Genomic DNA, 13,221 nt, shown 5'->3' with positions numbered 1-13,221 from the left:
GGTTAACTAGGCTCCGCCACCATCAGGTACGAACACATAACCCAAGCCCCACACCGTTTGAATGTATCGCGGATTTGCCGGGTCTTCTTCTAGCATACGGCGCAAACGTGATACTTGCACATCGATACTACGTTCAAGCGCACTGTAGTCACGGCCACGTGCTAAGTTCATCAACTTGTCCCGTGAAAGCGGCTCACGCGGATGCGTTACCAGCGATTTAAGCACGGCGAACTCACCACTGGTTAGTGTCATTGGCGTACCTTCGCTAGACATTTCCCGGGTGCCCAAATTCAACTTAAACTTGCCAAACTCAACTATTTGTTCTGCATGCGACGGTGCTCCCGGCGCTTCAACAACCTTGCGTCGCAATACCGCTTTTACTCGCGCCAATAACTCTCTTGGGTTAAACGGCTTAGGTAAATAATCATCAGCGCCCATTTCAAGGCCAATGATACGGTCAACTTCGTCGCCTTTAGCGGTTAGCATCACGATGGGGATTTCATTCTCTTTCTGACGCAGGCGACGACAAATAGACAAGCCGTCTTCTCCTGGTAGCATCAAATCAAGTACCATTAAATGGAAGTTTTCACGCTCAAGCATGCGATCCATTTGTTCTGCATTCGCAGCAGCACGTACTTGATAACCTTGCTCGACCAAATAACGCTCAAGCAAGCTACGTAAACGCATATCATCATCTACGACTAAAATTTTTGTGGTTTCTTGTCCCATTATCGGATCCCTTTATCACAGTAACGCCACTATAAGGTAAACCGCTGAAATTCCAAAGCATCCTCTGTGTTTAGCCTTCTTTGGTTTGTTACAAAGTTTGTCCCTAGGACACGCCACATCAAAGCTGCAGAAGATGAGTTGTTACATTTGAAGCCCAAATACAAACCGTTAGTCGATTTCGACTGCATGTCCAAGCAAAACAATCTATGTCAGGTACCCACTATCATGTAAACCTGCCCTGCCGCCTCTAACAAGGCTATTGTTGGCGCATTAGCCGGCTTAGCTTTTCACTTGGCGACCCAACTAAATACGAATAGCACTTGACCCAAAGCAGCGCCTTGCATTTAAATGGTATTCAATTTTTCCATCAAGAAACTTACATGTCAGTAAAACACCCGATTATTGCAATCACTGGTTCTTCTGGGGCCGGCACTACATCAACCACAAATGCGATCCGTCATATTTTTCGCAATTTGTCGGTTAATGCCGCGGTAGTCGCAGGCGATAGTTTTCACCGTTTTACCCGCCCAGAGATGGAAGTAGAAATCCGTAAAGCCCAAGAACAAGGGCGGCATATCAGTTATTTCGGGCCAAAAGCCAACGACTTTGTGATGTTAGAACAGCTGTTCAGTGAATACGCAGAAACAGGCCGTGGTAAACATCGCCACTATCTGCACTCTTTCGATGAAGCGGTTCCTTTTAATCAAATGCCAGGTACCTTCACGCCTTGGCAAGAATTGCCAACCAATACAGATGTGCTTTTTTATGAAGGGCTACACGGCGGCGTGGTAACCGAAGAAGCCGATGTTGCTACCCATGTAGACCTACTCGTAGGCATGGTGCCCATTGTAAACTTAGAGTGGATCCAGAAAATAGTCCGTGATACCGCAGAGCGTGGACATTCACGCGAAGCCGTTATGAGCAGCATTGTGCGTAGTCTAGATGATTACTTTCAGTACATTACACCGCAATTTTCTCGTACCCACGTCAATTTTCAGCGTGTTCCCACAGTAGATACCTCAAATCCATTTAGCGCGAGGGAAATCCCCAGCCAAGACGAAAGCTTTGTTGTGGTGCGTTTTCGCCGTGAAATGAAAACGGTTAATTACCCGTACCTGCTACAAATGATCGACGGCGCATTTATGTCTCGCATCAATACCTTGGTGGTGCCTGGCGGCAAAATGGGATTAGCAATGGAACTTATTCTTACGCCTTTGTTAGAAGAGATTCTTGATAAAAAGCGCCGTGCTGGGTTTCAAATGGACTGGGTCTCAGATAAATAATTTCAATTAACAAACAACATGGTATAACCCTGCCTTAATCATTTAAGTTGCCCAACGGGCCAAATAAATTTAGGTATTATGCCATGCCCCATTCTCATGCCGATTTGCCATCCAGTTTTATAGAGTTGCTTAGCAGCCTAATGCGCAGTCCAAGCGTTGTTGGTGCTGAACATTCATTTTTTCGTGTGCTGCAACGTGAACTAGAAGAGCGCGGAGCAAGAGTCACTTGGTATGAAGGCTTATTGGTCGCCCAAGGGAGTGAACCTGACAGCCTAATGTTTTCTGCTCACATAGACCGACACGGTTTGGTCTGTACGGGGCCAAACGAATTTCAATATGCCGCTTTTGTCGCGGGTGCGCGCTCAGATTTATTGGGCAACTCAGTCAGTGAAAGCTTAATGCGCAAAATCGTTGATCGCTTCGACGGTGAATCAGTATACGCCTATGAGCCTTGGTCTGGTGCGTATCGAGGACGAGGCGAAATAAAAGGCGCCTATATTTGCGAAAACAGAAACAATTTAATTTTCGAGGTTGACGGCTTAGAACATGTGGTAGCAGGTACACCGGTGGCATTCACCGATAAGCTAAATATCACCGAGCACGCATTAGTTGGCCAACTTGATAATATCTTAACCACCGCCGCGTTAGTCCATCTATTTGAAGAAGGTTTTCAAGGTACTGCGTTTTTCACCGCCCAAGAAGAAGCTGGCAAGAGTTGGCGCTATTTGTTGGAATGGTTTAGGCGCTTCGGTGGCTCTACCAATCAGTTGATCGTGGTAGATACAAGCCCCTACCCAGACCTACCAAGCGCAGCCCAAAATAACCTCATTTTACGGCATAAAGACGCCAACGCTGTATTTAACCCTCGCCTAACCGAGCGTTTAGTGGCTGAGTGTCAAGCCCTTGGCCTGAGCTACCAATTTAAAGATACCTATGTTGAAGCGATAAATGCCAAGCTAATAGCTAACGGTGATGCTCCCCATTCACTGGGAGCGACAGAATTAGGGCGAATTATCTCAGCCTCAAATGGCTTGGTAGATGGCACCACGCTGCAAGTTCCTTCATCGGGGTATCACACCATGCAAGAGTCGGCGCCTGTGTCTTCTGTTGTGGCGTTTTTGCATATGCTGAGTCGTTTAGCGAAGTCTTAGTCGACCCAAAAAGGTGGATATAATTAAAAAAGCCACGCACATTGGCGTGGCTTAGCGTTTTATGCCAAGAACTGGCTTAGATTTTTTCTACTTTTTGATAACCTTCGTTGGTTAGCTCGTTGTTTACGCACTCAAGTAAAAACGTATTCAGGTCTTGACCATCAGTTCCGTCTTCTTCAGCAATATCATTACAATACTGCTTTAACTCGGCAATAAGTGCTGCATCAGCAACGTCTTCTTCAGCAACCGCAGCGAACAATGTTAGTGAAAACATCAATCCTAGTAAAAATTTCATATATTCCTCACCAAAATAAGGATGCCTTGCGGCGATATTAGAGCATATTCTTGCAGCGACAAATGCCTGCAATCGGCAGATTTTTACGCCCAATTTCACATCTGGTCAAGATAAATTTAACGTCATTTTAAATATTTATTTACGCCCCGCTAAGAATGAAATTTTATTCAGCAATATCAATCAGTTGAATTTATAAATTCATACTATTAACGATGTAAAATCAGTCTCTATTTGGCGACATATGAACGCCAAATTCAGCCCGATTTCACACCAAGCGTTTACCGTTACACTTTTTTGCACTTTTTTGTATTTTGCCTAGCAATATTGGCACATTTTATTATCCGATAACGGTATACTTACCTCAACGTAGCAAATCTATGACTTTCCATGCTGACCAAAAAATCCATCACATATCTCGTTCTAGCAACAGCAGTCGTGTTCGTTGCGGTGCAAGGCTACCGCGTGTGGTTGCTCAACAGCGTTAAATTCATCAGCTTTGATAGTCGCCTGAAAGAAATATCAGGTATCGAGTATGATAAAAGACAGCGTCTGTGGGCAATAAATGACGGTGGCGACGAGCCACGCTTATATCAGTTGGATGATACGGGCGACATTGTGCGCAGCATCAAGATCACGAATGCCAAAAACTCAGATTGGGAAGACATGACCCAAGACTACTTTGGTCATTTTTTTATTGGTGATTTTGGCAATAATGACAACGATCGTGAATGGTTAACTATCTATAAAATTGAAAACCCTATCGACATTAAAGGCGAAACTACCACAGCTGAAATCATAAAGTTCACCTACCCCAAATTTAAAGCCATCAAGGGTGAGAAGCCACGTAAGAATGTTCATTATGACGTTGAAGCCTTTATTTATTTTAAGCGCAAACTCTATCTGTTTACCAAAAACCGTTCTAGCCCGTTTGATGGCAAAACACGCCTGTATAAAATAGGCGATCACGCTGCAAATTTTGATGCTGAATACATCAACGAGTTCTCGACCTGTACCATTATTAAAGAACTATGTTGGGTTACCTCTGCGGCACTGAGCCCGGATCGCACCAAGCTAGTATTACTTGATTCAGAGCGACTTTGGTTGTTTGAAAACTGGAAAGGTGACGACTTCTTTTCAGGCGACGCTTATCAAATTGACTTAGGGATCGTCACGCAAAAAGAAGCGGTTACCTTCGCTGCTGACAACAACACCATTATATTTACCGACGAAGTGTTTAATGGCATAGGTGGAAATGGTTACAGCATTCAGTTGGACAAAGCGAAGAAAATTCCAGTCAGAAAGCAGATCAAAAGGCTCAGCAAAGCGAAAACAACATCAGAATAGGGCGTCAACTACGCTTGTTTAGACTTGTGATGGCACGAGAACAAATTCGTTTTTTTTCTGTGATACTTTCGGGATAGTTTCCTCTCAGTATGGATAGTGCATTAACACTAATTCACTACTGAGGAACGATCATGAAGCGCATTAATATCTTATCTGCAGCAGCCATGCTGGCATTATCAAGTCAACAAAGTTTAGCTGCTGATATCAGCGTAGAAATTCAAAATTTAACCCACGGCCTTTATTTCACGCCTATTGCTGCGGTAGTACATACCCCAGATGCAAGCTTGTTTGAAGTAGGAGAAGCGGCAAGCACAGAACTACAAATGATGGCCGAGGGTGGCAGTATCGATGGCATCACTACCCTTGCCACTGCGGCCGGTGCAGATATGATCGCCAACCCAGCAGGTGGATTACTTGCCCCGACCATGAGCGCATCAGGTGACGTCATGACCACCGACGGTAACCTAATGCTATCAGTGGTAGCGATGATTTTACCGTCAAACGATGGTTTTGTCGGTTTAGACAATTGGGAAATTCCAACTGAGGCGGGTACCTATACCGTATTGCTCAATGCTTACGATGCCGGCACCGAAGCCAATGATGAGTTACGTGGTAGCGGCGAACCGGGTATGCCAGGTATGCCTGTTCCACCACCACTAGACCCTTTGCTAGGCACTGGCGGTAGCGGCGTAGCCGGTGCTGACACCAATGCGACAGTGCACATTCACCGCGGCAACATTGGAGATGATTCAATGACTGATGGCACAAGCGATGTAAACAACGCCGTTCATCGCTGGTTGAACCCAGTCGCGAAAGTAACAGTAACCGTCAGATAAGGAGACTGTTATGCCAAATTTAATCAAACATTATAAAAAAGTGCTTTTACTGGCACTGCCTCTCGCATTAAGCGCCTGTGATGACGATGACACCAGAGAAGTGATCGTTGAAGTTGAAGTACCTGCGCCAGAACCTACTCCCGTGGACGTAAGTTACGAGGTGACCGTTGTTAACTTAACCAACGGACAACCTGTATCCCCGCCCGCCATTGTCTTACATGCTGATGGGAACTTGTGGGCGGTTGGCCAAGTACCTTCTGTTGAACTAGAGCGGATTGCTGAAGAGGGCAGCTCAGAATCGTTTCTAACCTTAGGTTTGGCCAGTGCCGGTGGTGACGGCCCCATTACACCGGGCGACCAGCAAACTATCAGCGTCACCATTGAAGACATTACCGATGCTAAGCTCACCATTGCCGCTATGTTAGGCAATACCAATGATGCTTTTACTGGGATTAATGCGTGGGATTTATCTCAATTAGCCGTTGGAGACAGCTGGACAACAACGCGCCCTGCGTATGATGCAGGTACAGAGAAAAACACCGAAAGCGCAGCCACAGTGCCAGGGCCTGCTGCAAGCGGAGAAGGGTTCAACCCTACCCGTGACGATAGCGGGTTTATCTCAATGCACCCAGGTGTAGTGAGCTTTGATGATGGCCTGAGCACGTCAGCTTTAACCGTAGAACATAAGTTCGACAACCCTGTTATTCGAATACAGATCACTCGTACCGAATAATAAAAAGCACAAAACAAACGCACATATAAGCAAAAAGCGCTTTTCTTGTGAAAGATTAGCGCTTTTTTATCGCTCTATATGTTTTTACATTTGTGGTGTTTCCTATGACTGACAGAATTCTCATCGTTGAAGACGACCTTGATATCGCCAATCTAATGCGAGTCAACTTACTTGAGCTTGGCGTTGAAATAGACCATCAAACAGACGGTCAACTCGCGCTCACTCAAGCACTCGAAAACGACTATTCGGTGATCTTACTGGATGTGATGCTACCGAATATGAACGGGCTAGATATTTGTCGGCAAATTCGTGATAAGCGTCCAATGCAAATTATTATTATGCTGACGTCGAAAAACTCAGAGACCGACCGTGTTCTGGGGCTAGAACTAGGCGCAGATGATTATATGACCAAGCCTTTCAGCGTTCGCGAATTGCAAGCAAGAGTACGCTCTCAATTACGCAAAGTGCATGTACTACAACAATCCCATGTGCCCTCCCCTCAAGAAAGCGAAGCGTTGTGTATAGGTACTTTACGTATCGAACAAAAAAATCATCAGGTGTTTTTAGCCGAACAGGAGCTGGTACTAACGGCCACAGAGTTTGAGCTGCTACATCACCTTGCTAACCACCCTGGACAAGTCTTTAGCCGCAGCCAACTACTGGAATCCGTGTGGGGCTATCACCACAGCGGCTACGAGCATACGGTCAATTCGCATATTAACCGTTTACGAGCCAAGCTCGAAAAAAACGCCACGTCTCCCAAAATTGTTCAAACAGTCTGGGGTGTGGGCTACAAATTTAATCCTCAAGGGGTATCCGACTAATGAAAATCTGCTTCTATCAACGTTTAGCCATTTCGCTGGTTGCGGTCTTTATGCTGGTCATGATCGCCTGTTTTTATTCCACTAATGAGCTACAAAAACTAACGCAACAAGAAGCAGAACAAAAATTACATCTCGGTTTAGCTGAACACCTAGTGCAGGACAACCCACTATTAAAAGAGGGCGTTTACGACTACGACGCGCTAGGAAACCTATTCCATACCTTAATGATTTTAGGCCCAAACTTTGAATTTTATTACCTCGACCCGCAAGGCAAAATTCTCACTTACTCTGCAGAGCCGGGCAAGGTCAAAGCGAAAAAAGTCGATATCGCACCGATTAAACACTTAATAGGTGATGGTAAAAGCTTTCCGATCGAAGGCGACGACCCAAGACAGCTTGGCAGGCACAAAATATTTTCCGCTGCCCCCGTATACAATGACAACAAGCTGCAAGGTTACCTGTACGTCATTATCGGAGGTGAGCGTTATGACTCCATACTTGCCAACTTACAAAATAGCCAAAGTATGCGTGAAATCGCCCTGTTTATGGTGGTCGGTTTAACGCTGTTGTTAATTGCCTTACTTGTGATGTTTAAGTACTTCACGACCCCGCTTAGACGCTTAAGCGACGACATGGAAAAAGTCCGTGAGGCGGACTTTCATCGAGAGCACGTTCCTCGAGATTTAGCCGTTTGGAATAGAAACAGTCACAATGAAGTTGACCGTCTTGGCTGCGCCTTTACTGACATGTTGAGTCACATTGACCACCAATTTGAGAAGCTGAGTAAAATCGACACCCAGCGCAGAGTGTTACTGGCAGATTTATCACATGATCTGCGCACGCCGCTTGCCAGTTTACAGGGCTATATTGAAACGTTGGCACTAAACGAAGATACCTTGTCGGCAAAAGACCGCAAACATTTTGTTGATGTTTCTCTGAAGAACGCTAAAAACCTCAAGCATCTTATCGACCAAATTTTCGAATTGGCCTACTTAGAAGGCGGGCAAGTTACCCTGCATCAAGAGCCCTTCCCCTTAGGTGAACTACTTCACGATGTAGCGGCAAAATTCGCGTTAGATGCTCAAAATAAAGGCATTGAGATTCGGGTTATTCCGAACCATTTTGAATATCACGTATTCGCTGACATCGGTAAGCTAGAGCGGGTACTGACGAACCTTATCGCCAACGCGATTCGCCATACCCCAGCAAATGGCAAGGTCGACTTAGTCGTGGCGATTCACAATGACAAGCTAAGGGTAGATATTCGCGATACAGGCGTTGGTATCAGTGATAAAGAAATCGCCTTTATTTTTGATGCCCGCTATCAAGCAAGTAACACAGAAAAAGACACATGTAGTCATGCAGGTTTAGGATTAGCTATCTGTCAGAAATTGATGGCGCTGCTCAATTCTGACCTAAAAGTAGAAAGCAAATTAGGTAAGGGCACCTGTTTTAGTTTCGAACTAACCTTGGTTAATGGCGGTCCTTTAGCCCACTAGGGCGTGGGATCAATTTGCTATATCATATAGCGCTTGGTTCATTTTAGAGCGTTTTATGCTAAATACACTGCTTATCGCCTTTGCCTTAGTGTTAATAATCGAAGGCATCGGTCCCATGTTATTCCCAAACAAATGGCGTAATTACCTGCAACAAATGGTAGAACAGCCTGTAAATCAATTACGTAGCATTGGCGGCACACTTGTCACCATCGGGTTAGTGAGCCTGTTTTTCCTGATATAAAAATTAAGCACATTTTTGTATTCAGATGCTGCCGGAAATTTGATAGGATCCCCGCCTAATTTTCTGACACTTCTCTAATCCATGGCTAAAAATGTAGTGGTACTCGGAACCCAATGGGGTGACGAGGGTAAAGGTAAGGTTGTAGATCTTTTAACTGATAAAGCAACTTATGTTGTTCGTTATCAAGGTGGACACAACGCAGGGCACACACTGGTTATTGACGGTGAAAAAACCGTTTTGCACCTCATCCCTTCTGGTATTTTACGTGAAAACGTCACCTGCGTTATTGGCAACGGTGTTGTACTAAGCCCTGAAGCATTGCTTAAAGAAAGCGCAATGCTAGAAGAGCGCGGCGTGCCGGTGAAAGAGCGCTTACGCATCAGTGAGGCTTGTCCACTTATTCTTCCGTTTCATGTTGAACTTGATTTAGCACGCGAAAAAGCCCGTGGCGATAAGCCAATCGGTACGACTGGTCGTGGTATTGGGCCAGCATACGAAGACAAAGTTTCTCGTCGTGGTTTACGCGTTGGTGATTTGTTCAACCCTGAAGATTTCGCCGTCAAGCTTAAAGAAGTACTCGAGTACCATAACTTTATGCTGACCAACTACTATAACGTTGAACCAGTAAGCTATGAGAAAACATTGGCAGATGCATTAGCTGTAGCTGATACCTTAAAAGCGATGGTTGTTGATGTAACTGACGTTTTAGATCGTGCCCGTAAACGTGGCGATGAGATCATGTTTGAAGGCGCTCAAGGCACCTTGCTTGATATCGACCACGGTACATATCCGTATGTAACCTCAAGCAACACCACTGTAGGTGGCGTGGCAACAGGCGCTGGTTTTGGTCCACTTCACTTAGATTACGTGTTGGGTATTGTTAAAGCATACACAACTCGCGTTGGTTCTGGCCCCTTTCCTACTGAATTAGGTTGTGATGTAGGCCAGCATTTAGGTGTTAAAGGACATGAGTTTGGCGCAACCACGGGGCGTAAACGCCGTACAGGTTGGTTTGATGCAGTTGCCATGAAGCGTGCTGTGCAAATTAACTCAATTACTGGTTTTTGCTTAACCAAGCTAGATGTATTGGATGGCCTAGAAACCTTAAGCATTTGTACGGGTTATAAGCATGCTGATGGCACAGTAAAAGATGTGCCCCCTATGGCTGCTGATGATTATGAACTTATCACCCCCGTGTATGAAGAAATGCCAGGTTGGAGCGAAAACTCATTCGGTGTGACCGAGTATGATAACTTGCCTCAAGCGGCTAAAAACTACATCAAACGCCTAGAAGAATTAACTGGCGTTCCAATTGATATTATCTCGACAGGCCCTGACCGTAACGAAACCATCGTTTTGCGTCACCCATTTGAGGTGTAATAGCCAATTGCTGTATTCTAAAAGCCGCTTTTAAGCGGCTTTTTTTATGCCCGCTATTTATACCCATATTAAAGGAATCATCATGACCATTATGCCCTTTCATCTAGCCATTCCGGTGACAGATTTAGTCGTAAGCAGAGCATTTTATGGCGAGTTATTGGGCTGCGCCCAAGGACGGTCTTCAGAACATTGGATAGACTGGAACTTTTTCGGCCATCAGTTGGTTACCCATTTGGTAGCAGAAATGCCGAACCGGCCCGCTGCAAATAAGGTAGATGATAAAGCCGTACCTGTGCCTCACTTTGGAGTGGTACTAACAATGCAGGATTGGCATGATCTAGCGGCTCGGTTGCAAGCCGCCAACGTCAATTTTGTTATAGAGCCTTACGTGCGTTTTAAAAATGAACCGGGAGAGCAAGCTACTTTATTCTTACTCGACCCTTGCGGTAACGCACTAGAATTCAAAGCGTTTAACGATATCGGCCAATTGTTTGCTGACTGATCGGTGTCGTTTGCCGCTTTAACTTCTTGTGCAGTTTCACACGTCAGCTCTGCCATGGTTTCAGCATAGTTACTATGGTAACGCCCTGGTTTATGATTCACCGCTAGTATGACATTGGTAGTCACCATACCGGCGAGGGAAATAGCCAGTAAAATCGGGTTCATGATAAATAGCGCGCCAACCACGATAAGGCTGTCAACGACCAGCTGAAAGGTACCAGCACGAATGCCTCGGCTACCCTGCAAGTAAAACGCAAGGATCCCCAACCCGCCTAAACTGGATTTATGCCTGAATAAAATCAGCATACCCATGCCAATCAGCATACCGCCTACCACCGCACCAAAAACGGGTTGAATGTCGCTGAGGGAAATAAACAAATGCATATTTTCCACCAGCACAGAGACCAATGAAATGGTCACAAACGTATTGAGGGTAAAACGCCAACCCAGCTGTTTAAGGGCAATATAATAAAACGGTAAGTTCACTAAAAAGAACAGTAAACCAAATTTAACCGGTACAAAGTGACTCAGTAACAGTGCGATACCCGCCGTGCCACCGATTAATAAACCTAATGTTTTAAAGATGGCTAAACCTAAACTAACAAAAACAGTGCCGCTTAATATCGCCAGCACATCTTCGTAAAATCGATGAGTAGAGGAATGCATACCTTAATTTCTCCTAGAACTTTCCAGCACGTAAGTACGTTTCTGGATATATTTTGAGCAAGTCTATGCTTTCGAGGGGCGGCATTGTACAGTAATAAAGCGCCCTTACCAGCCTTATTCGCCTCTAGGTTAATGCCATGTAAACTACTGATATTAAATGTAAATATTAATTTAACTTTCGTTTGTTTTACAAAAATCAATTTGCCAATTTAGCGCCCGGTATTGGTAGCCACAACAAACAACAGAATAAATATATTTGTTTCAATTTTGCTCTATGCCTACCCGCTGCTTGGCGATATGCTAGTTACCCTTTTTTAAAGCCGTCTAATGACTCAGGAGACCCAGTGTCGATTTGTGTGCCACAAGGAATTATTTCGCTAGATAACATTTTACCCGACGAACCCTTATTGATGATGGGGGCAGGCCCGGTGCCAATTCCGGCTAAAGTTGCGGCAGCGAATGGCATAGTGATCAATCATCTCGGCGACACCATGGCGCAAATTATCGAACAAGTTAAGGTGATGTCGCGCTATGTGTTTCAAACTGAAAATGGCTTGATTTTAGGAGTGGCAGGCCCAGGCTCTGCCGCCATGGAAATGGCGGTTGCTAACTTAGTGCGCCCGGGTGACAACGTATTGAGTATTTGTAACGGCTTTTTTAGTAGCCGCCTAGCAGAAATGGCTGAGCGTCTACAAGCCAACGTATCTAAGGTGGTCATTGAAGAGCGTCAGGCTGCCAGTGCCGAAGCCGTCGAACAACATATTATACGTACTAAACCTAACGTTCTGACCATAGTGCAAGGGGAAACCTCTAATACAGTGCACAATGCTGAGCTCGAACAAATTTGCCGTGTCGCCAAAAAACATAACTGTATGGTGATAGTAGATGCCGTATGCACCTTAAGCACGATGGAATTAGCCATGGACGACTGGGGTATTGATGCCGTGATCACTGGCGGCCAAAAAGGGTTGTCGTGTATTCCAGGGGTGTCTTTGGTGGGTTTTTCAGAAAAAGCGTGGAATTTTATTGAGTCACGCACAGATCAGCTACGCCACTGGTGTCTTGATGCCAAGTTAGGCCATCAATTTTGGTATAAAAAATCTTACCACTATACCGCGCCAGTCTCTGGTATTTTAGCCATTCACGAAGCCTTACGCTTGGTATGTACAGAAACACTACCTGTGCGCTTTGCTCGTCATCAACGCTGCTCAAAAGCGCTGCAAGCAGCGATAGAAGGTATGGGGTTAGAGTTGTACGTTGAGCAGCCAGCGCGGCTAAACTCTGTCGTCGGTATTCGCTTACCTCAAGATATTATCGGTAAAGAGGTGCTACGCACCATGTCGAACCGCTATCGCGTGGAAATATCCGGTTCATTCGGCCCCAATATAATACGTATCGGACAAATGGGAGAGCAGTGCCGCACCCATAACCTGTTTCGCACTATTCACGCATTGGGCTCAGCCTTTATCGATTTAGGCCACAAGCTCGATTTACCTACTGGTATGGCGGCCCTTGAGAGCACTTTAGATAATATGCGCTAGGCGCCGATTCTTACTTATTAATGCAAAGCAATGCTCTATTGCTTTGCTTCTGCCCTACGCTTTTAAAAATCCTCTTACTGTTACCCATGTTATACGAATTATTCTATGCTTAAATAGCCAGAGGGATAGCTTACTCACGCTGTCATTTTGCTGTATTTCCCTTGTGTTATACCAATCCGCATTAATAAGTGACCGTCT

At 45.2% G+C, this 13,221-nt stretch carries 14 protein-coding genes; 11 read left to right on the top strand and 3 right to left on the bottom strand.

Features of this window, described 5'->3' with window-relative positions:
• Window positions 1-6: 6 nt before the first annotated feature.
• Window positions 7-729, bottom strand: a complete 723-nt coding sequence (gene ompR, locus GCHA_RS00070) for an osmolarity response regulator transcription factor OmpR (protein ID WP_007983803.1) — start codon at window positions 727-729, stop codon at window positions 7-9.
• Window positions 730-1,109: 380 nt separating this feature from the next.
• Here ompR and GCHA_RS00065 point away from each other — a divergent pair, with 380 nt between their 5' ends.
• Window positions 1,110-2,012, top strand: a complete 903-nt coding sequence (locus tag GCHA_RS00065; protein ID WP_049797709.1) for a phosphoribulokinase — start codon at window positions 1,110-1,112, stop codon at window positions 2,010-2,012.
• An 83-nt stretch (window positions 2,013-2,095) separates the two neighbouring features.
• On the top strand, window positions 2,096-3,163 hold the full coding sequence (locus GCHA_RS00060) for a hypothetical protein (protein WP_007983795.1): 1,068 nt from the start codon (window positions 2,096-2,098) through the stop codon (window positions 3,161-3,163).
• A 76-nt stretch (window positions 3,164-3,239) separates the two neighbouring features.
• On the opposite strand, the gene GCHA_RS00055 is transcribed toward GCHA_RS00060, so the two are convergent.
• On the bottom strand, window positions 3,240-3,458 hold the full coding sequence (locus tag GCHA_RS00055) for a hypothetical protein (RefSeq protein WP_007983792.1): 219 nt from the start codon (window positions 3,456-3,458) through the stop codon (window positions 3,240-3,242).
• 387 nt (window positions 3,459-3,845) lie between these two features.
• Here GCHA_RS00055 and GCHA_RS00050 point away from each other — a divergent pair, with 387 nt between their 5' ends.
• The 8 genes from GCHA_RS00050 (at window position 3,846) to GCHA_RS22825 (ending at window position 10,817) form a co-directional block, all read left to right on the top strand.
• Window positions 3,846-4,802, top strand: a complete 957-nt coding sequence (locus tag GCHA_RS00050) for a hypothetical protein (protein WP_007983790.1) — start codon at window positions 3,846-3,848, stop codon at window positions 4,800-4,802.
• 131 nt (window positions 4,803-4,933) lie between these two features.
• Window positions 4,934-5,638 carry a spondin domain-containing protein gene (locus GCHA_RS00045; RefSeq protein WP_007983788.1) on the top strand — a complete coding sequence of 235 codons (705 nt, stop codon included), beginning with the start codon at window positions 4,934-4,936 and terminating at the stop codon, window positions 5,636-5,638.
• Window positions 5,639-5,648: 10 nt separating this feature from the next.
• Window positions 5,649-6,371 carry a spondin domain-containing protein gene (locus GCHA_RS00040; RefSeq protein WP_007983785.1) on the top strand — a complete coding sequence of 241 codons (723 nt, stop codon included), beginning with the start codon at window positions 5,649-5,651 and terminating at the stop codon, window positions 6,369-6,371.
• Window positions 6,372-6,475: 104 nt separating this feature from the next.
• A complete protein-coding gene (locus GCHA_RS00035) occupies window positions 6,476-7,195 on the top strand; it encodes a winged helix-turn-helix domain-containing protein (protein WP_007983782.1) in 720 nt (239 codons plus the stop codon).
• The gene (locus GCHA_RS00030; RefSeq protein ID WP_007983780.1) at window positions 7,195-8,694 is read left to right on the top strand and encodes a sensor histidine kinase; all 1,500 of its coding nucleotides are present in this window, start codon (window positions 7,195-7,197) and stop codon (window positions 8,692-8,694) included. The genes GCHA_RS00035 and GCHA_RS00030 overlap by 1 nt, the downstream gene beginning before the upstream one ends.
• 55 nt (window positions 8,695-8,749) lie before the next feature.
• Window positions 8,750-8,935 carry a DUF2065 domain-containing protein gene (locus tag GCHA_RS00025; RefSeq protein ID WP_007983778.1) on the top strand — a complete coding sequence of 62 codons (186 nt, stop codon included), beginning with the start codon at window positions 8,750-8,752 and terminating at the stop codon, window positions 8,933-8,935.
• Between the two features lie 81 nt (window positions 8,936-9,016).
• Window positions 9,017-10,315, top strand: a complete 1,299-nt coding sequence (locus tag GCHA_RS00020) for an adenylosuccinate synthase (RefSeq protein ID WP_007983776.1) — start codon at window positions 9,017-9,019, stop codon at window positions 10,313-10,315.
• A gap of 82 nt (window positions 10,316-10,397) precedes the next feature.
• On the top strand, window positions 10,398-10,817 hold the full coding sequence (locus tag GCHA_RS22825; protein ID WP_013752543.1) for a VOC family protein: 420 nt from the start codon (window positions 10,398-10,400) through the stop codon (window positions 10,815-10,817).
• Here GCHA_RS22825 and GCHA_RS00015 read toward each other — a convergent pair.
• Entirely contained in the window at window positions 10,700-11,482 is a 783-nt protein-coding gene (locus GCHA_RS00015) for a YitT family protein (RefSeq protein WP_007983771.1), read from the bottom strand. The two genes, GCHA_RS22825 and GCHA_RS00015, sit on opposite strands and share 118 nt — an antisense overlap.
• A 344-nt stretch (window positions 11,483-11,826) precedes the next feature.
• Between GCHA_RS00015 and GCHA_RS00010 the strand changes: the two genes are divergently transcribed.
• Window positions 11,827-13,023 carry a pyridoxal-phosphate-dependent aminotransferase family protein gene (locus tag GCHA_RS00010; protein WP_008306690.1) on the top strand — a complete coding sequence of 399 codons (1,197 nt, stop codon included), beginning with the start codon at window positions 11,827-11,829 and terminating at the stop codon, window positions 13,021-13,023.
• Window positions 13,024-13,221: the final 198 nt, after the last annotated feature.

The organism is Paraglaciecola chathamensis S18K6 (genome assembly GCA_000314955.1).
GTDB lineage: Bacteria > Pseudomonadota > Gammaproteobacteria > Enterobacterales > Alteromonadaceae > Paraglaciecola > Paraglaciecola chathamensis.
Note: the sequence above shows the minus strand (reverse complement) of the source record. Positions and strands in the feature narration are given on the sequence as shown.